Raw genomic sequence first — 22,771 nt, forward strand, 5'->3', positions numbered from 1 at the left:
TTTGGTATTTATAAAAACCGATTTGTACTTTCACACCCCCGGGCGGACTCTGAACAGGCCCTACCATCGCCCCCTTTCACCAACAAAAGGAAGCAATATGGCTGACGTGACCGGGGCCTTTGAGCAGTGCATGGCGTCCAGTCCGCATGGGGGCGGCGCGCTGGATGCGCTGCAATGCGGCATCAATCTGGGCAATGATTTTTTGTGGACCTGGCTGGTTTACATGCTGCTGGGCGTGGGGGTGCTGTTCACGCTGGGCACGGGGTTTGTGCAGTTGCGGCTGCTGGGGCGCAGCGTGCGCGAGATGCTGGGCAGCCGCAGCGATGGCGATGATGCGCACGGGCACGGCATCACGCCCTTTCAGGCGTTCGTGACGGGGCTGGCCAGCCGCGTGGGCACGGGCAACATCGCCGGGGTGGCCATTGCCATTTCCACGGGCGGGCCGGGCGCGGTGTTCTGGATGTGGATGACGGCGCTGCTGGGCATGAGTTCGGCGTTTGCCGAGTCGTCGCTGGCGCAGCTTTTCAAGGTGCGCGACCACGGCAACCGCCAGTTTCGCGGCGGGCCGGCGTACTACATCACGCATGGCCTGCGCCAGCGCTGGCTGGGCACGGTGTTTGCGCTCAGCATGATTTTGTGTTTTGGCTTTGTGTTCAACGCCATTCAGTCCAACACGATCATCGAGGCGGTGAAATCGGCGGCGGGCTGCGCCAGCGGCAGCGGCGCTTGTGAGCAAGACTGGCAGGTGTACCGCCACGCGCTGGGCGCGGTGCTCATCATCATCACCGCGCCCATCATTTTTGGCGGCATTCGCCGCGTGTCGCGCATTTCAGAGGCGCTGGTGCCCATCATGGCGACGGCCTATTTGCTGATGGCGCTGTATGTGATTGCCATGAATCTGGACAGGGTGCCGCAGATGTTCGCCCTGATTTTTGACAACGCGTTCGACTTCCGCTCCGCCGCAGGCGGGCTGGCAGGCAGCGCAGCGGCCAAGGCCATGCAGCTGGGCATCAAGCGCGGGCTGTTTTCCAACGAGGCGGGCATGGGTTCGGCGCCCAATGCGGCAGCGGCAGCGGATGTCAAGCACCCGGTCTCGCAAGGAATGATTCAGATGCTGGGCGTGTTCGTGGACACCATCGTGGTGTGCTCATGCACGGCCTTCATCGTGCTGCTGTCTGACATGCCTGCCGGTGGCGCGCTCACGGGCATTCAGCTCACGCAATCGGCGCTGGAAAGCCAGGTGGGGGGCTTCGGGCAGTATTTCCTGGCGGTGGTGCTGTTCATGTTTGCGTTTTCTTCGGTGATTGGCAACTACGCCTACGCCGAGTCCAACGTGCAGTACCTGCACAGCCATCGCCTGACGCTGGCCATCTTCCGCATGGCGGTGCTGGCCTTCGTGTACTTCGGCGCGGTGGCCAAAGTGGGGCTGGTGTGGGACATGGGCGATTTGTCGATGGGCATCATGTCCTTCATCAACCTGGTGGCCATCGTGCTGCTGTGCCCGCTGGTGTTCATGCTGCTCAAAGACTATTCGGCGCAGTTGCGCGCCGGCTCGAAAGAGCCGGTTTTCCGGCTGGCGGCCCACCCGCAGCTCAAAGGCCGCGTGCCGCAGGCCGATATCTGGTAATGGCAGCCTGAGAGCCTGTGCCAAGCCACGCCCGTGGGCGCGAAAAGCGCGGCCTCGGGCGATCTTGGGCGTTGCAAACGTTTTGTCGGGCGCAAGCGGGCAGCAAGGCCCATCTGCGGATTGAAAAGTTTCCAAAAATAAAAGCAGGGGTTTGATGAAAAAACACCTGCATCTTGTTTGGCTTTGGCTGGGAGTTACCAACGCCGTTTATTTGTTGTTGCTGTTTTATAAACAGTCCGGACTGAGCCGTTTTTCAAACGGCCTGACTTTGCCCGATATGCTGCCGTGCAATTAAGGCAGCGTTTATCTGCAAACCTATTTGGGTAACTTGGGGGCAGAGGGCAGGCGGTTTTATCTGTACCGCCAGATGGCCGCCGACATGGTTTATCCCGCGCTGTTCGGCTATACCTATCTTCGTCTGACCGGCCTGCTGTTGGCGGGAACGCCTTCAGGCCATATTGAAAAAACGGCTGCTGCCGCTGCCCGTTGTTTCGGCGGTATTGGATTATCTGGAAGAGTTTTGCCTGATTGCCGTGGTTTCTGCCTGCCCCGAAGCACTGCAAATTGACGCCGCCGCTCCATTTTTTTACCGTTGTCAAATCTGCGGCGGCCTGGGCGCGAGCGGCGGCTTCAGGTGCACCTGCGTTTTGCGCCGCACCTGCATCTCTTGTCAAAAACAAGAGCAAATTTCAGGGGTAAAAAATACCGCTCTGCGCGCTTTCCACTAGGACGTCACGCTATTGATAAAGGAGCAAAATAACGCCCTTCGCTTCAGGCAGCTTTTGCCGCAGCGGGGTTGCCATTGCCGAAGCGGGCGGCGATGTAGTCTTCCACGATGCGCTGGAAGTCTTGCGCGATGTGATCGCCGCGCAGGGTCATGGCTTTTTCGCCGTCAATGAAGACGGGGGCGGCGGGCGATTCGCCGTTGCCGGGCAGGCTGATGCCGATGTCGGCGTGTTTGCTTTCGCCGGGGCCATTGACGATGCAGCCCATGACGGCGACTTTCAGGCGCTCGACGCCCGGGTACAGGTCGCGCCAGACGGGCATTTGGGCGCGCAGGTAGTCGTCAATGTCTTTGGCCAGCTCCTGGAAGGTGGTGCTGGTGGTGCGGCCGCAGCCGGGGCAGGCGCTGACGCTGGGCACGAAGGCGCGCAGGCCCATGGCTTGCAGGATTTCGCTGGCGACCAGCACTTCTTGCGTGCGCGCTTCGCCGGGCTGGGGGGTGAGGCTGACGCGGATGGTGTCGCCGATGCCTTCTTGCAGCAGGATGGACAGGGCGGCCGCCGAGGCGACGGTGCCTTTGGCGCCCATGCCCGCTTCGGTCAGGCCCAGGTGCAGGGGGTAGCGGCAGCGGCGGGCCAGTTCGCGATAGACGGCGATGAGGTCTTGCACGCCGCTGACTTTGCAGCTGAGGATGACTTGCCCGGGCGCCATGCCCAGGCGCACGGCCAGATCGGCCGATTCGATGGCGGAGGTGACGAGCGCCTCGTACATGACCTGGCGCGCTTCCCACGGCTGGGCGCGGCGGTTGTTGGCGTCCATCAGGCCGGCCAGCAGGTCTTGATCGAGGCTGCCCCAGTTCACGCCAATGCGCACGGGCTTGTCCCACTTGAGGGCGGCTTCGATCATCTGGCCGAATTGCTTGTCTTTTTTGTCGCCTTTGCCGACGTTGCCGGGGTTGATGCGGTATTTGGACAGGGCCTGGGCGCAGCCCGGAAATTCGGTGAGCAGGCGGTGGCCGTTGTAGTGGAAGTCGCCAATGAGCGGCACGTCGATGCCCATGCGGTCGAGCTGTTCGCGGATGTGGGGCACTTCGGCGGCGGCCTCGGGGGTATTGACCGTCAGGCGCACCATTTCGCTGCCGGCTTGCGCGAGTTCCTTGACCTGGATGGCGGTGCCAATGGCATCCACGGTGTCGGTGTTGGTCATGGATTGCACGCGCACGGGCGCATCGCCGCCGACAGTGACGACGCGCGCGCCCCAGCAAACGCGCGCCTGGCGCGAGCGGCGCGCGGCGGGCTGGACGATGGCAATGGGTTGGGCGAAGGCGGTTTCAGGCATCGTGGAAATCCGGCCTGGCGGCAGTGCGCTTCTGGCCGGTGAAAGCGGCAAAAGGGCCTTATTTCACTTCAAAGCGGGCCACACTGCCGCGAGCCAGGGCTTTGGCGTCAAACGGCTCGCCGCGCACGGTGACGCTGACGCCATCAACCTTGCCGATCTTCACGGCCAGCGGCAGCTCGCCTTCGGTCACGCTGGCCTGCTCGCCCGCCTTGAGGGTGCGGTCCAGCAGGTTTTTGCCTTTGGCGTCGCGCACGCTCACCCAGGTGGACTGCGTGGCGGCGAAGGCGATGAATGGGGCGGCGGGCTGGGGCGCAACCGGCGCGGCTTCTGCGGCGGCGGGCGTGGCTTCTGGCGCTGCGGCAGGCGCGAGAAGAGCGGGCGTTGAAGAAGCCGGCGGCTCCGGCTGGAGAGGCGGCTGGGCCGCCAGCGGCGAGGCAGAGTGTTCGCTGACGGCTTCCACCACCATGCCGGGCGCGGGGGCGTGAGCGCCGTCTTCGCGCGCGCCGTCCTGCGTGGTTTCCGCCGGGGCGTTGAGCCGGATGGGCAGCGTGGGCAGCAAAGACAGCGCCGCCGCGCCCAGCGCCAGCAGCGCCAGGATGATCAGCACCGGGCGGCTGAACAAGTGCGACAGCAGCGATGCGGGCCGGTCGCTGGCGCGGTGAAACGGCGCATAGCCCGCGTTGCTGGCGGGGCTGTACAGGCCGTGGCGCGAGGTGGGCATGCAGGCCAGCACGGCGGCGGCATCGCCCCCCAGGTGGCGGCAGATGGATGCGGCCAGGCCCCGGGCGAAGGTGATGTCAGGCAGCAGCTCCAGACGCCCGGCTTCCAGCGCCTCGATGCGGTACAGCGGCACTTTCAGGGCATTGGCGAGCAGGTCGGCGTCGATGCCAGCGGCTTCACGCACCTGGCGCAGCATCACGCCCGCGCGCACGGCGGGCGCATCGGGCGGCTCGGACTTGGCGGCCGGCGCGTCAGTCTCCAGCGGGGCGGGCGCGGTCGCCTGCTCGCGCAAAGGCAGCGGCGCCGGAGCGCTGTCGCGGCCCTGCCGTGCCAGCTCACTCATTGAAGCGTCCCCGCTCATAGGACACCAGCTGGCTTGAGCTGGGGTAGCGGCGGCGCAGCTGGTCGGCCAGTTGCAGCACGGCTTCCGTGTGGCCAAGCTGGCGCTCGATCTTGATGCCCAGCCATAGCGATTCGGCGTTGCCCAGTTCGCTGTTGTTCAGGCGGCGGATGTAAAAGCGCGCGCGCTCCAGGTCGCCGCGCAGGAACAGCAGCTGCGAGAGGTTGTAGCCGGTGATGGGGTTGCCAGGGTCCAGCTCGTAGGCTTTCAGCAGCGTGGCTTCGGCCTTGGTGCGGTCGCCCGCGCGGGCCTCGCAGATGCCCTTGGTCATCAGGGTCTTGGCGCGCTCCGGGTACAGCGGGTTGCTGACGGCGCGGTCGAACATCTGGCTGGCCTGTTCGTAATTTTTTTGCTGGCAGTACATCCAGCCCAGGTTGTGCAAGGTGTTGCTGTCGCGCGGATTGAGCGACAGGGCGCGCTGCAACTGGGCGCTGGCCATGGGCATGTCGCCCAGAGACATGTAAATGAGGCCCGAGAGGTTGTAGGCGTCCGGGAAGGTGGGGTCGATTTGCAGCACCTGCTTGAGTTCGCTCAGCGCCACGGCGGTCTGCCCGTTTTCAAAGTAACTGGCCGCCAGCGCCAGGCGCGTGCGGGCGCGGCGCCGGGCGTCGGTTTCGTTGTCGGGCGTGATCAGGCCGGCGGAAACGGCGTCGTCCATGCCAGTTTTGCTGCCTGAAGTGGCGCAGCCGCCCAGGGCGGCGGCCAGCGCCAGCGCAGCGGCGGCCAGCGCCAGGCTGCGAAAAAGCGGGGAAGCGGGCATGGCATTCATGACAGAGGCTCCTTCAGATGAAATCGGCTGAGGCCGCCCGCCGGGCGGCGGCAGGCTGGGCGGCGGAGGGGGCGGCAGGCGTCAGGCGCGGCATGCGGTGCAGCACCACGGTGTGCTGGCGCGCCATGCGCTCGGCCACGCGGGTGCGGTCGCGCACGTCGCCCGCCAATTGGCCGCAGGCGGCGTCAATGTCGTCGCCGCGCGTTTTGCGCACGGTGGTGACGATGCCCGCGTCATTGAGCATCTTCGCGAACGCCTGCACGCTGGCCGCTGGCGAGCGCAGCAGGCCCGATTGCGGGAAAGGATTGAACGGAATCAGGTTGAATTTGCAGCGCAGCCCGTCGGCGGCGTGGGCGCGCATCAGGGCGATCAGCGCCTTGGCATGCGAGGGCTGGTCGTTCACGCCGTCCAGCATGCAGTATTCAAAAGTGATGAAGTCGCGCGGCGCATGCGCCAGGTAGCGCGTGCAGGCGGCCAGCAGCTCGGCCAGCGGGTATTTGCGGTTCAGCGGCACGAGGGCATCGCGCAGTTCATCCGTGGGCGCGTGCAGCGAAACAGCCAGGGCCACGGGGCAGTCGGCGGCCAGCCGGTCGATCATGGGCACCACGCCAGAGGTGGAAACCGTGAGCCGGCGGCGCGAGAGGCCGTAGGCGTGGTCGTCCAGCATGGTGCGCAGGGCGGGCACCAGCCGGGCGTAGTTTTGCAGCGGCTCGCCCATGCCCATCATCACCACGTTGGAAATCACGCGCTGATCCGTTGCCAGCTTGCGGCGCAGGAAATGCTCGGCAAACCACAGTTGCGCCACGATTTCGCCCGATGTGAGGTTGCGGCTGAAGCCCTGATGGCCGGTGGAGCAAAAGCGGCAGCCCACGGCGCAGCCCGCTTGCGAGGAAATGCACAGCGTGCCCCGGTCGTCTTCGGGGATGAACACGGTTTCCACCGCATTGCCGCCGCCCACGTCGAACAGCCACTTTACTGTGCCGTCGCGCGATTCGTGCTGCTTGATGGCGCGCAGCGCCGTCACGCTGGCGCGGCCCGCCAGTTTGTCGCGCAGCGATTTGGCCAGGTCGCTCATTTGCGCAAAGTCGCTGGCGCCGCGCTGGTGAATCCAGCGGAAAAGCTGGGTGGCGCGAAAGCGCTTTTCGCCCAGCGTTTCGCAAAAGGCGGCCAGCCCTTGCGCGTCAAAGTCGAGCAGATTGACGGTTGCTTCAGTCATGGGGCCAGCCGCTGCGCTTTGCCTGTTCAAGGCTTTTTTAGCGGGAGAAGATTTGCATGCCGGGGAAGAAGAAGGCCACTTCCACGGCGGCAGTTTCAGGCGCGTCGGAGCCGTGCACGGCGTTGGCGTCAATGCTGTCGGCGAAATCGGCGCGGATGGTGCCTTTTTCGGCCTTCTTGGGGTCGGTTGCGCCCATCAGCTCGCGGTTTTTGGCAATCGCGCCTTCGCCTTCGAGCACCTGAATCATCACGGGGCCGGAGACCATGAAGTCCACCAGATCCTTGAAGAAGGGGCGCTCTTTGTGCACGGCGTAGAACTGCTCGGCTTCACGGCGCGAGAGATGCGCCATGCGGGCGGCCACGACTTTCAGGCCGGCGCCTTCAAAACGGGCGTAAATCTGGCCGATGACGTTCTTGGCGACGGCATCGGGCTTGATGATGGAAAGAGTGCGTTCAATGGCCATGCTGGTTTCTCTGCAAAAAAGCGGGGCGCGGATACGCCCCATTAAAAATTGTTTATTTTAGAGGCGTGATTGTGTGAAGTCTTGCCAAGTCAAAACGGGCCGTCGCGTGCAGACAGCCCGTTTTGCTTTGTAAACAGGAGCAAATTCAGGCCGCCTAAATAGCCTGAGGTCTTAGTGGAGACTGGAGAGTTTGCTATCGATTGAGGAGCGGGTAAAAACGGGCCGCCAGCGCCGGGCCTGGGCCGCCTCAAAGCAGGCTCTCAGGCGCTCACGCGCTCGATGTCCGCGCCTATGGCGCGCAGCTTTTCTTCCATCTGGTCGTAGCCCCGGTCCAGGTGGTAGATGCGGTCCACGCGCGTTTGTCCTTCGGCCACCAGGGCGGCGATGACCAGGCTGGCCGAGGCGCGCAAATCGGTGGCCATGACGGTTGCGCCCGTCAGGCTGGCCGCGCCGTCTATATCGGCCGTGCGGCCTTCCACGTGAATGCGCGCGCCCAGGCGGGCCAGTTCGTTCACGTGCATGAAGCGATTTTCAAAAATGGTTTCCGTCACCGCGCTGTGGCCTTGCGCCACGCAATTGAGCGCCATGAACTGCGCCTGCATGTCGGTGGGAAAGCCGGGGTATTCGCTGGTGCGGAAGTTCTGCGCCTTCAGATGCGCCGCGCCTTCGCTTTGCACGCGCAGGGCGCTGCCTTCGGGCGTGTTTTCTTCTTGCACGCGCACGCCCGCCTCGCGCAGTTTTTCCAGCACGGCGCCCAGGTGTTCGGCGCGGGCGTGGCGCAGCAGCACATCGCCGCCCGTGGCGGCCACGGCCACGGCGAAGGTGCCCGCCTCGATGCGGTCGGCCACCACGGCGTGCTCGCAGCCGTGCAGGCGCTGCACGCCCTGCACGCGGATGCGGCTGCTGCCGTGGCCTTCGATGCGCGCGCCCATGCGGATGAGCATTTCGGCCAGATCGGCCACTTCCGGTTCCTGCGCGGCGTTTTCCAGCACGGTTTCGCCTTCGGCCAGCGTGGCGGCCATGAGCAGGTTTTCGGTGCCGGTGACAGTGATCATGTCGGTGGTGATGCGCGCGCCTTGCAGGCGCTGGCGTCCGGCGGGCAGGCGGGCCTGGATGTAGCCGTGCTCCACTTCGATTTCGGCGCCCATCGCGCGCAGGCCGCTGATGTGCTGATCCACGGGCCGCTGCCCAATGGCGCAGCCGCCGGGCAGCGACACGCTGGCATGCCCCAGCCGCGCCAGAAGCGGCCCCAGCGCCAGAATGGAAGCGCGCATGGTCTTGACCAGCTCATAGGGCGCGCGCGGCTCCAGCGGGCCGGCGCAGTGAAAGCGCATGCCGCCGCGCTCGCCCACGGTTTGCACGTCCATGCCCATGCTTTGCAGCAGGCGGCGCATGGTGGCCACGTCTTGCAGGCGCGGCACGTTGGTCAGGCGCACGGGGTCTGTGGTGAGCAGCGCGGCGCACATTTCGGGCAGGGCGGCGTTTTTTGCGCCGGAGATGACGACTTCGCCTTGCAGGCGGCGGCCGCCGCGAATGAGGAGTTTGTCCATGAGGAGATTGATGCGGGGCGTGGCGCGGAAAAGATGCGGGCGGGAAGATTACTTCATCCCTGATGGGCATGTCCGCCTGGCCCGGCGACAATCCGCGCCCCATGCACGACTCCATACGCCAGCAGCTCGCGCGGCGCGCCGAGCGCCTCTCCGAAATCGACTTTCTGCTCACGCGGCCCGACATCATGGCCGACATGACGCAGTTCATGCGCCTGTCGCGCGAGCACACCGAAGTGGGCGCCGTGGTTTCGCGCTGGCAGCGTTACGGCCAGCGCGAAGCCGATCTGGCCGCCGCACAGGCGCTGCTGCAAGACGCCGCGCAAGACGCGGAAATACAGCAGATGGCGCAGGAAGAAATCAGCGCCTGCCAGAGCGAGCTGGCGCAGCTGGAGGGCGAGTTGCAGCGCCTGCTGCTGCCCAAAGACCCGGATGACGAGCGCAACGCCTTCGTGGAAATCCGCGCGGGCACGGGCGGCGACGAATCGGCGCTGTTCGCAGGCGATCTGGCCCGCATGTACACCCGCTACGCCGAAACGCAGGGCTGGCGCGTGGAAGTGGTGAGCGAATCGCCCGCCGAGCTGGGCGGCTACAAGGAAGTGGTGCTGCGCGTGGCGGGCGAAGGCGCGTATGGCCGCCTGCGCTACGAATCGGGCGGGCACCGCGTGCAGCGCGTGCCCGTGACGGAAACGCAAGGCCGCATCCACACCAGCGCCGCCACCGTGGCCGTGATGCCCGAGCCGGACGAGGCTGCCGCCGTCACGCTCAACCCGGCCGATTTGCGCATCGACACCTTCCGCGCCAGCGGCGCGGGCGGCCAGCACATCAACAAAACCGATTCCGCCGTGCGCGTGGTGCACCTGCCCACGGGCCTGGTGGCCGAATGCCAGGACAGCCGCAGCCAGCACAGCAACAAGGCGCGCGCGCTGCAAGTGCTGCAAGCGCGCCTGCAGGAAAAAGAGCGCAGCGAGCGCGCCGCCAAAGAAGCGGCCACGCGCAAGGGCCTGATTGGCAGCGGCGACCGCAGCGACCGCATCCGCACCTACAACTTTCCGCAAGGCCGCGTGAGCGACCACCGCATCAACCTCACGCTCTACAAACTGACCGCCGTGATGGAAGGCGACCTGGACGAAGTGCTGCACGCCCTGCAAGCGGCCCGCGAGGCCGAGCAGCTGGCAGCGCTCATGCCGTGAGCGGCCAGCGTATTTATTTGCTCCTTCTTTAATAGTGGGCTACGCAGGTTCCACTAGGATTTCACGGCTTTTAAGCCCCTTGAATCTGCTCCTGTTTCTGATGTGAAAGCGCCCGCTTGCCACGGCTTGCCGCCTGCTGCTGCGCCAAGGGTGCGGCGGCCCGCGCCCCGGATAATGGCCGGTTGCTTTTTTGCCGCCGATGACTCCGAAATCTCCTGCTTTTGCCCCCGCCGGTGACGGCCTGCCGCTGGCTGCCGCCTTGCGCCAGCGGGCCATGCACGTGCGCGGCGCGCGCACGCACAACCTGAAAAACATCGATCTGGACATTCCGCGCGATCAGCTCGTGGTCATCACGGGGCTGAGCGGCTCGGGCAAGTCCAGCCTGGCCTTTGACACGCTCTACGCCGAAGGGCAGCGGCGCTATGTGGAAAGCCTTTCGGCCTACGCGCGGCAGTTTTTGCAGCGCATGGACAAGCCGGATGTGGACTTGATCGAGGGCCTGGCGCCGGCCATTGCCATCGAGCAAAAGGCCACCAGCCACAACCCGCGCTCCACCGTGGGCACGGTGACGGAAATTCACGACTACCTGCGCCTGCTCTACGCCCGCGCGGGTGTGCCGCACTGCCCGCAGCACGGCACGCCCTTGCAGGCGCAAACCGTCAGCCAGATGGTGGATGCCGTGCTGGCCCTGCCCGAAGGCACGAAGCTGATGGTGCTGGCGCCTGTGGCGCGCGGCAAAAAAGGCGAGTTCGCCGATTTGCTGGCGCAGATGCAGGCGGCGGGCTACGTGCGCTTTCGCGTGGGCGGCCAGGTGCTGGAGGCGGCGGACGTGCCCGCGCTGAAAAAGACCGAAAAGCACGACATCGACGTGGTGATCGACCGCATCAAGGTGCGCGGCGCGGGCGATGACGAAGCGCTGGCCCAGCAGCGCCAGCGCCTGGCCGAGAGTTTCGAGGCCGCGCTGCGCCTGGCCGATGGCCGCGCCATTGCGCTGGAGATGGACGGCGGCCGCGAGCATCTGTTCAACACCCGCTTTGCCTGCCCGCGCTGCAACTGGGCGCTGGCGGAGCTGGAGCCGCGCCTGTTTTCCTTCAACTCGCCCACGGGCGCCTGCCCGGCGTGCGACGGGCTGGGCTGCACGGATTTTTTTGACCCACAGCGCGTGGTGGCCTTTCCTTCGCTGAGCCTGGCCGGCGGCGCCATCAAGGGCTGGGACCGGCGCAACGCCTTTTACTTCGCCATGCTGGAGGGCCTGGCGCGGCATTACGGCTTCAGTGTGGACACGCCGTTTGAGGCGCTGCCTGCGCGCGTGCAGCAGGTGGTGCTGCACGGCTCGGGCGAAGAAGCCATCAACTTCAGCTATACCTTCGCTTCCGGGGAGCAGGCGCAGCGCACGGCGCGCAAAAAGCACCCGTTTGAAGGCGTGATTCCGAACATGGCCCGCCGCTGGCGCGAGACCGACTCCGCCGTGGTGCGCGAGGAGCTGGCCCGCTTGCGCAGCCGCCAGACGTGCCCCGAATGCGGCGGCGCGCGCCTGCGCGCCGAGGCGCGCTGCGTGACGGTGGGCGAGGGGGCGGACGCCCGCGCCATTCACGAAATCAGCCGCGCCACGCTGGCCGGCGCGCAGGCGTGGTTTGCCGCGCTGCGCCTGCAAGGCGCGCGCGCGGACATTGCGGACAAGGTGGTGCGGGAAATCGGCAGCCGCCTGAAATTTCTCAACGACGTGGGCTTGGGCTATTTGAGCCTGGAGCGCAGCGCCGAAACGCTTTCTGGCGGCGAGGCGCAGCGCATTCGCCTGGCTTCGCAAATCGGCAGTGGCCTCACGGGCGTGATGTATGTGCTCGATGAGCCTTCCATCGGGCTGCACCAGCGCGACAACGACCGCCTCATCGCCACGCTCCAGCATTTGCGCGATCTGGGCAACAGCGTGCTGGTGGTCGAGCACGACGAAGACATGATCCGCGCCGCCGATTGCGTGATTGACATGGGGCCGGGCGCGGGCGTGCACGGCGGCCGCGTGATGGCGCAAGGCACGGCGCAAGAAGTGGCGCGGCAGCCGCAGTCCGTAACCGGCCAGTTCTTGAGCGGCGCGCGCCGCATCGCCGTGCCCCGGCGGCGCGCCCTGCCGGCCTGCCTGCGCGAAGAGGCGGGCGAAGAAGCAAGCCCGCAGGCGGGCGGCCAGGCCGCGAAAACTGCAAAAGCCGCAAAAGCCGACCGGGGCGCGCTGCGCATCGTCGGCGCGCGCGGCAACAACCTCAAAGGCGTGAACGTCAGCATTCCCATTGGGCTGCTCACTTGCGTGACCGGCGTTTCAGGCTCGGGCAAAAGCACCCTGGTCAATGAAACGCTGCTGGCCGTGGCCGCGCACCAGCTCAATCACGCGCAGACCGAAGCCGCCCCGCACGAGGCCATCGAGGGGCTGGAGTACTTCGACAAAGTGATTGCCGTGGACCAAAGCCCCATTGGCCGCACCCCGCGCAGCAACCCGGCCACCTACACCGGCCTGATGACGCCCATCCGAGAGCTGATGGCCGAAACGGCCACCGCCCGCGAGCGCGGCTACGGCCCCGGGCGCTTTTCCTTCAACGTGCCGCAAGCCAGCGGCGGCGGCCGCTGCGAAGCCTGCCAGGGCGACGGCGTGGTGAAAGTGGAAATGCACTTTCTGCCCGACGTGTATGTGCCTTGCGACATCTGCCACGGCCAGCGATACAACCGCGAAACCCTGCAAGTGCAGTGGAAGGGCCGCAACATCGCGCAGATTCTGGACATGACCGTGGAAGAGGCGCACGCCTTTTTCAAGGACCAGCCCGCCATCGCCCGCAAGCTGCAAACTCTGCTGGAAGTGGGCCTGGGCTACATCACCCTGGGCCAAAGCGCCACCACGCTATCGGGCGGCGAGGCGCAGCGCGTCAAGCTCGCGCTGGAGCTTTCGCGCCGGGGCACGGGCAAAACCCTGTATGTGCTGGACGAACCCACCACCGGCCTGCACTTTGCCGATATCGAGATGCTGCTCAAAGTGCTCCAGCAGCTATGCGATGCGGGCAACACCGTCGTCGTCATCGAGCACAACCTGGATGTGATCAAGACCGCCGACTGGCTCATTGACCTTGGCCCCGAAGGCGGCGCGCTCGGCGGCAGCCTGGTCATTCAGGGCAGGCCCGAGGCCGTGGCCGCCTGCTGCGCCAGCCACACGGGCCGCTATCTGGCGCGAACGCTGGCGGCGGCTGGAGCGCCCGCCCAGGCCAAAGCAAAAACAGAAGCAAATACAGAAGGCTGAAATGCCGCTTTGCGCCCGTTCCACTAGGACATCACGCTATTGATTCGGGAGCTAATTTGCGGCTTTGGCGGCCTGCTCTGCTTCTGCGTTTTCGCTCCTGCGTTCCTGCGCGCCTGCGGCCGGGCTTTGAGCGGCTTCATGGCGCGGCTTCGAGTGCCTTGAGGCCGGCCAGAATTTCATCGACGCCAATGACTTCGCTGAATATTTGGGGCTGGCGGCCCTTGGCTTGCAGCACGTAGGTGGGCACGCCGCTGCGGCCCAGGCTTTGCAGGTGGGCGCTGATGACGGGGTCGCGCCGCGTCCAGTCGGCGCGGAAGGTGCGCACGCCGGCGGCGTCAAAGGCATCGAGCACCTGCTGGCTGGCGAGGGTGGTTTTCTTGTTGTATTGGCACGTCACGCACCAGGCGGCGGTGTAGTCGATGAAAACGGGGTGGCCTTCGCTGAGCGCGGCCTGCACGGCGGCGTCAGACCAGGGCTGCCAGCGGCTGCCCGCACTGGCCGCGTTGCCTGTTGTTGCAGCGGCGCTTTCCTCAAGGCGGGTGACGTTGGGGCCAATGCCCGCCAGCAGGCCGATCAGGGCCGCCGCTGCAAAAGCGGCCAGGCCGATGCGGGCGCGCCCTTGCAGGCCCAGCGCCCACAGCAGCATGGCCAGCGCCACCAGAATCATCAGCAGTGCGGCTGCGCCGTTGATGCCGCTTTGCTGGCCCAGCACCCACAGCAGCCACGTGGCCGTGGCGAACATGGGAAAGGCCATGAATTTCTTGAACACCTCCATCCATGCGCCGGGGCGCGGCAGGCAGCGCGCCAGCGCGGGCAGCCAGCTGGCGGCCAGATACGGCAGCGCCATGCCCAGCCCCAGCGCGGCGAAGATGGCCAGCGCTTGCGCCGCAGGCAGGCCAATGGCCAGCCCCAGCGAGGCGCCCATGAAAGGCGCCGTGCAGGGCGAGGCCACCGCCACGGCCAGCACGCCGGAGAGAAAGCTGTCGATCACGGGGTTTTCGGCTTGCAAACTGGCCACGCGGCTGGGCAGAAACTGGCCGAACTCGAAAACGCCCGCCAGGTTCAGCCCCAGCACGGCAAACAGCGCCGCCAGCAGCGCGATGACCAGCGGCGACTGCAATTGAAAGCCCCAGCCCAGCTGCGCCCCGGCCGCGCGCAGCGCCAGCATCAGTCCGCCCAGCAGCACGAAAGAAAGCACCACGCCCGCCGTGTAAGCCAGCCCGCCGGCGCGCTGGGCGCGCAAGTTGTCGCCATGCCGGGCAAAGCCAATCACCTTGATGGCCAGCACCGGAAATACGCAGGGCATGAGATTGAGCACCATGCCTCCCAGCAGCGCGCCCAGCAGGGCAAAGAAAAACACGCGGGCCGGCACGGCGGCTGCGCCAGCAGGCGAAGAGGCGGGCGAAGAAGCAGACGCAGGAGCGGACGCGGCAGCGCCTTCTTGCAGCGCGGCAGCCATTTGCGGCGACACGCCGCCCGGCGGCTGCACGGCGGGCCACTGGCCCTGCACTTCGGCATGGGCGCGCCAGCTTTGCCCATCGGCGGCGGCCAGCAGCAGCGGCAGCGCCGCCGGGCTTTCAAGGCGGGTGTCGGCCACGGGCAGGCTGGCCGTCCAGACATCGCCCTCCCACTTTTGCGACCAGGTGGCGGGCGTCAAAGCCGCGCCCTCGCGCGCGGGCGACACGGCCGCCGCGATGATGTCGCCCGTTTCAGGAAACCACTGCAAAGGCTGGCCCTGCACGCTGGCGGGCAGGCCGCTGATGCGCATGTGCAGGCGCTGGCCGTCGCTGCTGAGCGTGGCGGTTTGCCCGCCAGACGGCAAATCGGCCGGCAGGCGGCCCAGCGCCTGCTCGAACGCCGCGCCATTGAGCGCCGAAGAGCCGCGCAGCGGCAGGCGAATGGCGAAATCGCCCTCTTGCGGAATGCACTCTTGCTTGCACACCAGCCAGGAGGCGTGCAGGCGCACTTCCATCGCCTCGGCGGCCGGGCCTGGCTCGAATTCAGGCGTGATGGTCAGCGGCACGGGCAGCAGTACCGTGCCCTCGTAGCCATAGTTCACCAGCGGCCCCAGCGGAAGGCGCTGCGGCAGCGGCCACTGGATTTCGCCCGCGCGCACGCCGGGCGGCAGCGTCCACTCCAGCTTGGTGGGCAGGCCCGAATCGCCCGGGTTCTTCCAGTAGGTATGCCAATGCGGCTGATGCTCCAGCCGCAAGCCCAGCCACACGGGGCGGCGGGCGGCGTTCGCTGCTTCGGCCGCCTCCGCGCCCACGGGCACGCCCTGCGGCGCGTAAGCCAGCAGCTGCGCGCGCACCTGCGGCGTGGCCACCTCATCGCCAGGCGCGCCGCTGGCCAGCACATTCAGCCCCGCCACCTGCGCGGGCGCGGCCGCCGAAAAAGCCGCCGCCAGCAGGGCGGGCAGCCAATGGCGCATGAAACGAAGGCGAGACAAAAGCGGCGCAGCAAAAGACATGGCGAAAAAAGAAACAGTCAAATACAAAAAGCGGCGTTCTGAGCGGAAACCGGCGGGCAGGTTCCATCCGCCAGGCCCATTTTGCAAGCAGCAGCCCGTGGCTTTGCTCCAGGTAAAGAACGCGGCAGGCTGGCGGCGCGGGCCGGCCTGATGCGAAACCGCCGCCTCGCCTCGCCTCGCCGCGCCGCGCCATGCGGGCGGGCGGGTTGAATAGCATTCGTGCATTCCCGCATCTGTTTTCCAAATACCGGCCTTTGCCATGCCCGCCCTCTTTCGCCACGCCCTGATGGCCGCCGCCCTGGCGCTGCCTGCCGCCTCGTTCGTCGCCCAGCCTGCCGCTGCCCAATCACTCATGGCCCTGCACGATGCCGCGCGCCAGCACGACGCCGCCTTGCAGGCCGCCCAGGCGCAGCTGCAAGCGGCGCGCGCCCGGGCGGGGCAGGCGCGCGCGGGGCTGCTGCCGCAGGCGGGGCTGAGCGGCAACATCACGCGCTCGCATCTGGATGTGCACCTGGGCGCCATCGACAACGCCCGCAGTCTCACCCAGCGCAGTCTCAACCTCAACGCCAGCCAGCCGCTGTACCGCCCGGCCAACCGCATCACCGCCACGCAAGGCGAGCGCCAGATGGCGCTGGCCGAAATGCAATGGCAGGCTGCCGCCCAGGAGCTGATCACGCGCCTGGCGCAGGCGTATTTCGACGTGCTGGCCGCGCACGACAGCCTGGAGCTGGCGCGCGCCTTCAAGGCCGCCGTGGGCCAGCAGCTGGAATCGGCGCGCCAGAACTTTGAAGTGGGCAACGCCACCATCACCGACAGCCGCGAGGCGCAAGCCCGGTTCGACCTGGCCCACGCGCAGGAAATCGCCGCCGAAAACGAATGGCGCGTGGCCCGCCTGGCGCTGGAGCAAGTCACCGGCCTGCCCGCGCCCGCGCCGCGCCCGCTGGCGCAACCCGTGCAGCTGCCGGAGGGCCTGCTCAAAACCCCGCTCACCGGCGCCGAAAGCCATGAAAGCGCCGACGCCTGGGCGCAACTGGCGCAAGAGCGCAGCCCCGCCATCGCCCAGGCCCGCCTGGCGCTGGAAGTGGCCGAGCTGGAAACCCGCAAAGCCAAAACCGGCCACCTGCCCACCGTGGACCTGCAAGCGGCCTACGGCTGGCAGCAATACCCCAACGGCAACCCCAGCGTCTCCACCATGCCCTACGCCCCCTACCGCCACCGCGCCGCCAGCGTGGGCGTGGCCGTGAACGTGCCCCTGTTCGCCGGCTTTGCCGTGCAAGAGCGCGTGCGCGAAACCCTTTCCCTGCAAGACAAGGCCCGCGCCGAGCTGGAAGGCGCGCGCCGCAACGTCACCCAGGCCGTGCGCAGCGCCTTCTACGGCCTGCAATCGGGCCTGGCGCAAGTTGCGGCGCTGCAAGCGGCAGAAAAAAGCAGCCTCACCGCGCTGCAAGCCAGCCAGACGGGGCTGGAAGCGGGCGTGCGCATCAGCCTGGACGTGCTCAACGCCCAGACCCAGCTCTACCAAACCCGGCGCGACCTGGCCCGCGCCCGCTACGCCGTGCTCACCGGCGCCCTGCGGCTGCGGCAAGCCAGCGGCACGCTGCAAGAAGAAGACCTGCTGCCCATCAACGCCCTGCTGGAGCCGCAGCAAAAAGAAGAACCAGAAGAACCCGCCGCGCCTGGCCAGCCCTGAACCCTTTCAAAAGCGGCAGGCCCTTCAATGGCAGGACGCTGCGAAACATGGACGGCCCCGATGCGAATCATGAAACCGTCGGCAAAGCGCCCAGCGGCCGCCCGCCCCATGCCAGCGCGGCCAGCGCCGCGAAAGCGCCATGCGGGCTTCATCGCTCCCCCGCGCCTTGCTTTCACGCTCTGCCTCCATGCCCCGCATGCAAAGCCTGAATCAGCTCCTGAATTCATAGCGTGATGTCCTAGTGAAAATTGCGCTGGAGCCGTTTTGACACCCATCAAATTTGCTCCTGTTTTTGGTAATTCAACGCCCTTGCCTTTAAAAGGGCGGGCGCATCTCCAACCGGCTATCAGCAGAAAAACGGGCGCAAAAACCTCCAGAAAAAGCAGACGCCCCGCAGGCGGCCTATGCAATGATGAAAAATTGGGTAACGCCACCCCTGCTTGCGGCCGCCGGGCTGGCGCGGCTTTGCGCCGCTGCGGCGTTTTCGCAAAACCATTGCAGCGCGCGCATGGCGAAATCTCGCCCCACAGGTTTTTTCAAGGAGAGCAGTTCATGACCGACAAAACCATTTCGCTGGACCTGTACAAGGCCAATGCCGCGCTGCAATTGCGCCTGACCCGGCTGCTGCAAGAAAGCGGCCATCACTGGCTGCAATCCATGCAGCAAACCAGCGCCGAGGGCCTGGCGGAAACATCCGCCAAGATTGAAGGGCTGTTGCAGTCAGCCAGCTGGCAGACGCTGGCCACCCTGCCTACGGAGAGCTTCTGGCGGCTGCTTCGCGCCAGCGACGCCAAAACAGCGCAGCAAATCGCCTTGCAAAACCAGGCCGCCTTCACCCAGGGAGTTCAGCAGGCGCTGCAAGCGTGGCAGGAAGAAATCACCCGCATCATGGCGGCGGCGTCTGACTCATCGCGCGCAGGCCTGCCCGAGTCATGGGCCGCCTGGCTGCCCCGCCTTGCGCCCCACGCCAAAAACGGTGATGAAAAGTAAAGCGCCAAAGGCAGCGCGGCGCGCAGCCGGGTCTTGCGGCCGGGCAAGGATTCACAAGGCTGCTCCGCCTGCTGGATTGCATCAGAAAGAGGAGCGAATTCAAAGGGTAAAAAATGCCGCTCCGCGCAGTTTCCACTAGGACATCATGCTATGGATCAAGGAGCAAATAAACCTGCTCCCTGATCTGCCCGCGATCCGCCGTGGCCACGCCTTCCGGCCAGGCGGCGAAGAACACGCTCTCAGTGGTTCAGGATCTTGCCCAGAAACTCTTTGGTGCGCGGCTGGCGGCCTTCGGGGTTGCCGAAGAACTCGTCCTTCGAGCAGTCTTCCAGAATGCGCCCGCCCACGTCAATGAAGATGACGCGGCTGGCCACCTTGCGGGCAAAGCCCATTTCGTGGGTGACCACCATCATGGTCATGCCCTCGGCGGCCAGTTTCACCATCACGTCCAGCACTTCGCCCACCATTTCGGGGTCCAGCGCCGAGGTTGGTTCGTCAAACAGCATCACCACCGGGTCCATGCTCAGGGCACGCGCGATGGCCACGCGCTGCTGCTGGCCGCCCGAGAGCTGGCCGGGGAACTTGTCCTTGTGCGCCATCAGGCCCACGCGGTCCAGCATCTTCAGGCCGCGCGCGCGCGCTTCGTCCTGGCTGCGGCCCAGCACTTTCACTTGCGCCAGGGTCAGGTTCTCCGTCACGTCCAGATGCGGAAACAGCTCGAAATGCTGAAACACCATGCCCACACGGCTGCGCAGCCGGGGCAGGTTGGTCATGGGGCTGGTCACTTCGGTGCCATCCACGGTGATGCGGCCTTTTTGCACCGGCTCCAGGCCATTGACGGTTTTGATCAGCGTGGACTTGCCTGATCCGGACGGCCCGCACACCACCGCCACGTCGCCTTTGTCGATATTCACCGAGCAGTCGCGCAGCACTTGCACCGGCCCATACCATTTGGAGACGTTTTCAATTTTGATCATGGGTTCGCTCATTGCATATTCCTCATCGAATGATGGTTATTTTCGCGTGCAGGCGCCTGACCAGCCATGACAGGCAAAAGCAAATCACGAAATAAACCGCCGCCGCCAGCAGGTAGGCCTCCACCGTGCGGCCATAGGTTTTGCCCGCCACATCCAGCCCCTTGAGCAGGTCATAGGCTCCGATGGCGTAAACCAGCGAAGTATCCTGAAAAAGAATAATGGTCTGCGTGAGCAGCACCGGCAGCATGTTGCGCAGGGCCTGCGGCAATATCACCAGCCGCATGTTCTGCAAATAAGTCATGCCCAGCGCTTCGGCCGCGAAAACCTGCCCGCGCGGAATGGACTGAATGCCCGCGCGCATGATTTCACTGAAATAGGCCGCCTCGAACGCCACGAAAGTCAGCGCCGCCGAATATTCCGCGCCAATCGGCCTGCCAATAATGAAGGGCGCCAGCAGGTAAAACCACAGAATCACCATCACCAGCGGAATGCTGCGCATGCCGCTGATATAGATGGCGGCGGGCCATTGCAGCCATTTCTGGCCCGAAAGGCGCATCAGCGCCAGCAGTGTGCCCAGCGCCAGGCCGCCCAGCGTAGCCACCAGCGTCAGCATCACGCTAAAGCGCAGGCCCTTCCACACGAAGCCTTGCAGCAAGGCCATGTCCACGAAGGAAAAATCCAGATTCATCATGGCTTTTTCCCTTTCAGCGGCCCGCGCCTGCGGCGATCAGCCCCGGCACGCGCGTCTTTTTCTCGATGAAAACCATGACCGCATTCACCGCCAGCGCCGAAATGACGTAAAGCGCCGTCACCGCCAGATAAACCTCCACGGGCCGGGCGGTTTCTTCGCCCGCCTGCATGGCGAACTGCGTCAGCTCCGGCACGGAAACCGCGAAAGCCACTGCCGAATTCTTGAAAATGTTCATTGATTCATTGGCCAGCGGCGGAATGATGATGCGGCCAGCCTGCGGCAGAAGAACCAGGCGGTAATACTGGGCGGTCGTCAGCCCCAGCGCCATGCCCGCCAGGCGCTGTCCGCGCGGCAGCGCCTGAAGGCCCGCCCGCACCTGCTCCGCAATGCGCGCCGAAGTAAACAGCCCCAGCGCCAATACCGCCAGCGCAAATGAAGGCGCGCCCTTGAGCGCCGGAAACAGTGCGGGAAATACGTAATACCAGATAAAAATCTGCACGAGCAGCGGAATATTGCGGAAAACCTCCACCCACGCATGCGCCAGCCGCGCCAGCCAGGGGCTGTGCGGCAGCGTGCGCGCCATGCCGACGGCTGCGCCCGCCAGCAGCGCCAGCAGCAGCGCCGTCAGCGAGATGGACACCGTCCAGCCCCAGGCGCTGAACATCCAGTCCAGATACGTGACATCGCCATTTTTGCCAAAGCAGCCCGGCACGGCCTCATTGGTGAGCGTGTCCTGGCAGAAAACCGACCATTCCATATTCATGGCCCTGATACCTTTTGTCTTGCTTTCCGGTTTCGCGCATGAAAAAGCCCGCCGCCATGGAGGGCGGCGGGCGCTCGCCAAAATGCGCGGGGGATTATTTCTTCGCGTAATCTTCCATGGGCTTGCTATTGGGATGCGCCCAGGCTTGTTTGGTGCTTTCTGAAACAGGCATGTTCAGCGAAACATTCGTGGGCGGAATGGGCTGCATGAACCATTTGTCGTAGAGTTTTTGCAGCGAGCCGTCGTTAATTTGCCGCTTGATGGAGGCGTCGATGGCTGCGCGGAATTTGTCGTCGCCCTTGCGCAGCATGCAGGCGATGGGTTCTACCGACAGCACTTCGCCGACAATTTTGAAATCCTGCGGATTTTTGGACGTGGCGATATTCTTGGCCAAAATGGAGCCATCCATCACGAAGGCATCGGCGCGGCCTGATTCCAGCAGCAGAAAACTGTCGGCGTGGTCCTTGCCCATGATTTCCTTGAATTCAAGCTTGGAGCCGCGCTCATGGCGGCGCAAATGCTGCACGCTGGTGGTGCCCGTGGTCACGGCCACGGTCTTGCCATTGAGGTCGGCCACGCTCTGGATGCCGGAATCGGCCTTGACGGCAATGCGCACTTCTTCCACGTAGGTCGTCACGGCAAAATCCACGTCTTTTTGCCGCGCCTTGCTATTCGTGGTGGAGCCGCATTCAAAATCAATCGTGCCGTTTTGCATCAGTGGAATGCGGTTTTGCGAAGTGATGACCTGGTAATTGATTTTCAGCGGCTTGCCCACCTGTTTTGCCAGATCATCCACGATGCGTTCGGCCATTTCAGTGTGAAAGCCCACGTATTTGCCGTTGCCCAGCGTGTAGCCCAGCCCGGAAGAATCGCGCACGCCCAGATTTACCGTGCCGCTGGATTTGATTTTTTCCAGCGTGTCAGCATTCTGCGCCAGGGCCGCGCCCGCCAGCATGGAAAAAGCCGCCAGGGCCAACAGTTTCTTTTTCATCATTCAATCCTTCGCTTGAAATCGGCATGAAAACATGCTGGCCAGCTGGCCAGCACGTGAAAGAGATGCTATATGAAATTGGAGCGCGCTGCGACCGGGATTACCCTTGCGGCGGTTTTCCAATAATGCCGGTATTTTCCCTGAAGGGTTTTCCCTTGATTTTTCCTGGCGCGGGCCGCTTTGTCCGCGCCTGCGCCAGCGTGTTTCTGTGCATTTCTGGCAGGCCGTAATGGCAGGCTGGCGTTGAATTGTGGCGGCTTTCCCGCTCAACCCGCCCGGGCGCAGTGTTTTGCCGCAGCAAGGTATGCTGCAAGGCTTTCAACCCCCAAGCCAAAGGAGGCTTTGCATGTCCAAAATCATCGTTGTCTATCACTCCGGCTATGGCCACACGCAGCGCATGGCGCAGGCCGTGGCCGATGGTGCGGGCGCCGAGCTGATCGCCATTGATGCCGAGGGCAACCTGCCCGAAGGCGCGTGGGAGCGGCTCAATGCCGCTGGCGCCATCATTTTTGGCACGCCCACTTACATGGGCGGCCCCAGCTGGCAGTTCAAGAAGTTTGCCGATGCTTCGAGCAAGGCCTGGGCCGCCCGCGCCTGGCAAGACAAGGTGTTTGGCGGCTTCACCAACAGCGCCAGCCTCAACGGCGACAAGCAGGTGACGGTGCAATACCTGCAAACGCTGGCCTCGCAGCACGGTGGCCTGTGGGTGAGCCTGGGACTGCTGCCTTCCAACAAGAAAGACGCTTCCCGCGCCGATCTGAACGCCCTGGGCGGCTCCGTGGGCGCACTGGCCGCCACGCCGGCTGACGTCAGCGCGCAAGAGATGCTGCAAGGCGATCTGGACACCGCCCGCACCTACGGCGAGCGCGTTGCCAAGACGCTCGCGCGCCTCAAGTAAGCGCCGTTTTGCGGAGCCAGTGCCTGCA

The 22,771-nt window shown here is 65.2% G+C and carries 20 protein-coding genes; 8 read left to right on the forward strand and 12 right to left on the reverse strand.

The window, feature by feature from the left end; genetic code table 11:
- The first annotated feature begins 97 nt into the window (after positions 1-97).
- The 3 genes from ADJ79_RS04435 to ADJ79_RS04440 all read left to right on the forward strand — a co-directional run bounded on the left by ADJ79_RS04435 (position 98) and on the right by ADJ79_RS04440 (position 2,355).
- Positions 98-1,627 carry a sodium:alanine symporter family protein gene (locus ADJ79_RS04435; RefSeq protein WP_082202979.1) on the forward strand — a complete coding sequence of 510 codons (1,530 nt, stop codon included), beginning with the start codon at positions 98-100 and terminating at the stop codon, positions 1,625-1,627.
- 154 nt (positions 1,628-1,781) lie between these two features.
- Positions 1,782-1,922, forward strand: coding sequence for a hypothetical protein (locus tag ADJ79_RS14945; RefSeq protein ID WP_172674023.1), 141 nt, complete (start codon positions 1,782-1,784; stop codon positions 1,920-1,922).
- 163 nt (positions 1,923-2,085) lie between these two features.
- Positions 2,086-2,355 (forward strand): hypothetical protein, encoded by a 270-nt coding sequence (locus ADJ79_RS04440; RefSeq protein ID WP_050714962.1) that lies wholly within the window; start codon positions 2,086-2,088, stop codon positions 2,353-2,355.
- 43 nt (positions 2,356-2,398) lie between these two features.
- Here the strand turns inward: ADJ79_RS04440 and ispG are convergent, their stop codons facing one another.
- The 6 genes from ispG to murA all read right to left on the reverse strand — a co-directional run bounded on the left by ispG (position 2,399) and on the right by murA (position 8,806).
- Positions 2,399-3,688 carry a flavodoxin-dependent (E)-4-hydroxy-3-methylbut-2-enyl-diphosphate synthase gene (gene ispG, locus ADJ79_RS04445; RefSeq protein ID WP_050714963.1) on the reverse strand — a complete coding sequence of 430 codons (1,290 nt, stop codon included), beginning with the start codon at positions 3,686-3,688 and terminating at the stop codon, positions 2,399-2,401.
- A 58-nt stretch (positions 3,689-3,746) separates the two neighbouring features.
- Positions 3,747-4,751, reverse strand: coding sequence for a helix-turn-helix domain-containing protein (locus tag ADJ79_RS04450; protein ID WP_050714964.1), 1,005 nt, complete (start codon positions 4,749-4,751; stop codon positions 3,747-3,749).
- Positions 4,744-5,577 carry a type IV pilus biogenesis/stability protein PilW gene (pilW, locus tag ADJ79_RS04455; protein WP_156304024.1) on the reverse strand — a complete coding sequence of 278 codons (834 nt, stop codon included), beginning with the start codon at positions 5,575-5,577 and terminating at the stop codon, positions 4,744-4,746. The genes ADJ79_RS04450 and pilW overlap by 8 nt, the downstream gene beginning before the upstream one ends.
- 13 nt (positions 5,578-5,590) lie before the next feature.
- Complete coding sequence (gene rlmN, locus ADJ79_RS04460) at positions 5,591-6,793, reverse strand: 23S rRNA (adenine(2503)-C(2))-methyltransferase RlmN (protein ID WP_050714965.1); 1,203 nt, start codon at positions 6,791-6,793, stop codon at positions 5,591-5,593.
- A gap of 37 nt (positions 6,794-6,830) precedes the next feature.
- Positions 6,831-7,256 (reverse strand): nucleoside-diphosphate kinase, encoded by a 426-nt coding sequence (ndk, locus tag ADJ79_RS04465; RefSeq protein ID WP_050714966.1) that lies wholly within the window; start codon positions 7,254-7,256, stop codon positions 6,831-6,833.
- Between the two features lie 260 nt (positions 7,257-7,516).
- Positions 7,517-8,806 (reverse strand): UDP-N-acetylglucosamine 1-carboxyvinyltransferase, encoded by a 1,290-nt coding sequence (gene murA, locus ADJ79_RS04470; protein ID WP_050714967.1) that lies wholly within the window; start codon positions 8,804-8,806, stop codon positions 7,517-7,519.
- Between the two features lie 101 nt (positions 8,807-8,907).
- Between murA and prfA the strand changes: the two genes are divergently transcribed.
- Entirely contained in the window at positions 8,908-9,996 is a 1,089-nt protein-coding gene (gene prfA, locus ADJ79_RS04475; protein ID WP_050716403.1) for a peptide chain release factor 1, read from the forward strand.
- A 199-nt stretch (positions 9,997-10,195) separates the two neighbouring features.
- Positions 10,196-13,273 (forward strand): excinuclease ABC subunit UvrA, encoded by a 3,078-nt coding sequence (uvrA, locus tag ADJ79_RS04480; RefSeq protein ID WP_050714968.1) that lies wholly within the window; start codon positions 10,196-10,198, stop codon positions 13,271-13,273.
- Between the two features lie 136 nt (positions 13,274-13,409).
- Here the strand turns inward: uvrA and ADJ79_RS04485 are convergent, their stop codons facing one another.
- The gene (locus ADJ79_RS04485) at positions 13,410-15,704 is read right to left on the reverse strand and encodes a protein-disulfide reductase DsbD (protein ID WP_082203358.1); all 2,295 of its coding nucleotides are present in this window, start codon (positions 15,702-15,704) and stop codon (positions 13,410-13,412) included.
- Positions 15,705-16,002: 298 nt separating this feature from the next.
- Here ADJ79_RS04485 and ADJ79_RS04490 point away from each other — a divergent pair, with 298 nt between their 5' ends.
- Positions 16,003-17,433: a TolC family outer membrane protein gene (locus ADJ79_RS04490; protein WP_050714969.1), complete on the forward strand. Its 1,431-nt coding sequence runs from the start codon at positions 16,003-16,005 to the stop codon at positions 17,431-17,433.
- 552 nt (positions 17,434-17,985) lie between these two features.
- Complete coding sequence (locus ADJ79_RS04495) at positions 17,986-18,423, forward strand: hypothetical protein (protein ID WP_050714970.1); 438 nt, start codon at positions 17,986-17,988, stop codon at positions 18,421-18,423.
- A gap of 239 nt (positions 18,424-18,662) precedes the next feature.
- Here ADJ79_RS04495 and ADJ79_RS04500 read toward each other — a convergent pair whose 3' ends face one another.
- The 5 genes from ADJ79_RS04500 to ADJ79_RS14950 form a co-directional block, all read right to left on the reverse strand.
- Positions 18,663-19,400: an amino acid ABC transporter ATP-binding protein gene (locus ADJ79_RS04500; RefSeq protein ID WP_050716405.1), complete on the reverse strand. Its 738-nt coding sequence runs from the start codon at positions 19,398-19,400 to the stop codon at positions 18,663-18,665.
- Positions 19,401-19,422: 22 nt separating this feature from the next.
- On the reverse strand, positions 19,423-20,088 hold the full coding sequence (locus ADJ79_RS04505) for an amino acid ABC transporter permease (protein WP_050714971.1): 666 nt from the start codon (positions 20,086-20,088) through the stop codon (positions 19,423-19,425).
- Between the two features lie 16 nt (positions 20,089-20,104).
- A complete protein-coding gene (locus tag ADJ79_RS04510) occupies positions 20,105-20,854 on the reverse strand; it encodes an amino acid ABC transporter permease (protein ID WP_050714972.1) in 750 nt (249 codons plus the stop codon).
- 94 nt (positions 20,855-20,948) lie between these two features.
- Entirely contained in the window at positions 20,949-21,845 is an 897-nt protein-coding gene (locus ADJ79_RS04515; RefSeq protein ID WP_050716406.1) for an amino acid ABC transporter substrate-binding protein, read from the reverse strand.
- Between the two features lie 100 nt (positions 21,846-21,945).
- Entirely contained in the window at positions 21,946-22,158 is a 213-nt protein-coding gene (locus ADJ79_RS14950) for a hypothetical protein (RefSeq protein WP_172674024.1), read from the reverse strand.
- Positions 22,159-22,191: 33 nt separating this feature from the next.
- Between ADJ79_RS14950 and ADJ79_RS04520 the strand changes: the two genes are divergently transcribed.
- Positions 22,192-22,743: a flavodoxin family protein gene (locus tag ADJ79_RS04520; protein ID WP_050714973.1), complete on the forward strand. Its 552-nt coding sequence runs from the start codon at positions 22,192-22,194 to the stop codon at positions 22,741-22,743.
- Positions 22,744-22,771: the final 28 nt, after the last annotated feature.

It is taken from the genome of Ottowia sp. oral taxon 894 (assembly GCF_001262075.1).
GTDB lineage: Bacteria > Pseudomonadota > Gammaproteobacteria > Burkholderiales > Burkholderiaceae_C > Ottowia > Ottowia massiliensis.

Coding starts and splice junctions, on each gene's coding strand:
- ADJ79_RS04490 (WP_050714969.1), top strand. CDS start 16,003: ATGCCCGCCCTCTTTCGCCACGCCCTGATGGCCGCCGCCCTGGCGCTG.
- ADJ79_RS04500 (WP_050716405.1), bottom strand. CDS start 19,400: ATGATCAAAATTGAAAACGTCTCCAAATGGTATGGGCCGGTGCAAGTG.
- ADJ79_RS04495 (WP_050714970.1), top strand. CDS start 17,986: ATGACCGACAAAACCATTTCGCTGGACCTGTACAAGGCCAATGCCGCG.
- ADJ79_RS14945 (WP_172674023.1), top strand. CDS start 1,782: ATGAAAAAACACCTGCATCTTGTTTGGCTTTGGCTGGGAGTTACCAAC.
- prfA (WP_050716403.1), top strand. CDS start 8,908: ATGCACGACTCCATACGCCAGCAGCTCGCGCGGCGCGCCGAGCGCCTC.
- murA (WP_050714967.1), bottom strand. CDS start 8,806: ATGGACAAACTCCTCATTCGCGGCGGCCGCCGCCTGCAAGGCGAAGTC.
- ispG (WP_050714963.1), bottom strand. CDS start 3,688: ATGCCTGAAACCGCCTTCGCCCAACCCATTGCCATCGTCCAGCCCGCC.
- rlmN (WP_050714965.1), bottom strand. CDS start 6,793: ATGACTGAAGCAACCGTCAATCTGCTCGACTTTGACGCGCAAGGGCTG.
- ADJ79_RS04520 (WP_050714973.1), top strand. CDS start 22,192: ATGTCCAAAATCATCGTTGTCTATCACTCCGGCTATGGCCACACGCAG.
- pilW (WP_156304024.1), bottom strand. CDS start 5,577: ATGAATGCCATGCCCGCTTCCCCGCTTTTTCGCAGCCTGGCGCTGGCC.
- ADJ79_RS04505 (WP_050714971.1), bottom strand. CDS start 20,088: ATGAATCTGGATTTTTCCTTCGTGGACATGGCCTTGCTGCAAGGCTTC.
- ADJ79_RS04485 (WP_082203358.1), bottom strand. CDS start 15,704: ATGCGCCATTGGCTGCCCGCCCTGCTGGCGGCGGCTTTTTCGGCGGCC.
- ADJ79_RS04450 (WP_050714964.1), bottom strand. CDS start 4,751: ATGAGTGAGCTGGCACGGCAGGGCCGCGACAGCGCTCCGGCGCCGCTG.
- ADJ79_RS04515 (WP_050716406.1), bottom strand. CDS start 21,845: ATGAAAAAGAAACTGTTGGCCCTGGCGGCTTTTTCCATGCTGGCGGGC.
- ADJ79_RS04435 (WP_082202979.1), top strand. CDS start 98: ATGGCTGACGTGACCGGGGCCTTTGAGCAGTGCATGGCGTCCAGTCCG.
- uvrA (WP_050714968.1), top strand. CDS start 10,196: ATGACTCCGAAATCTCCTGCTTTTGCCCCCGCCGGTGACGGCCTGCCG.
- ndk (WP_050714966.1), bottom strand. CDS start 7,256: ATGGCCATTGAACGCACTCTTTCCATCATCAAGCCCGATGCCGTCGCC.
- ADJ79_RS04510 (WP_050714972.1), bottom strand. CDS start 20,854: ATGAATATGGAATGGTCGGTTTTCTGCCAGGACACGCTCACCAATGAG.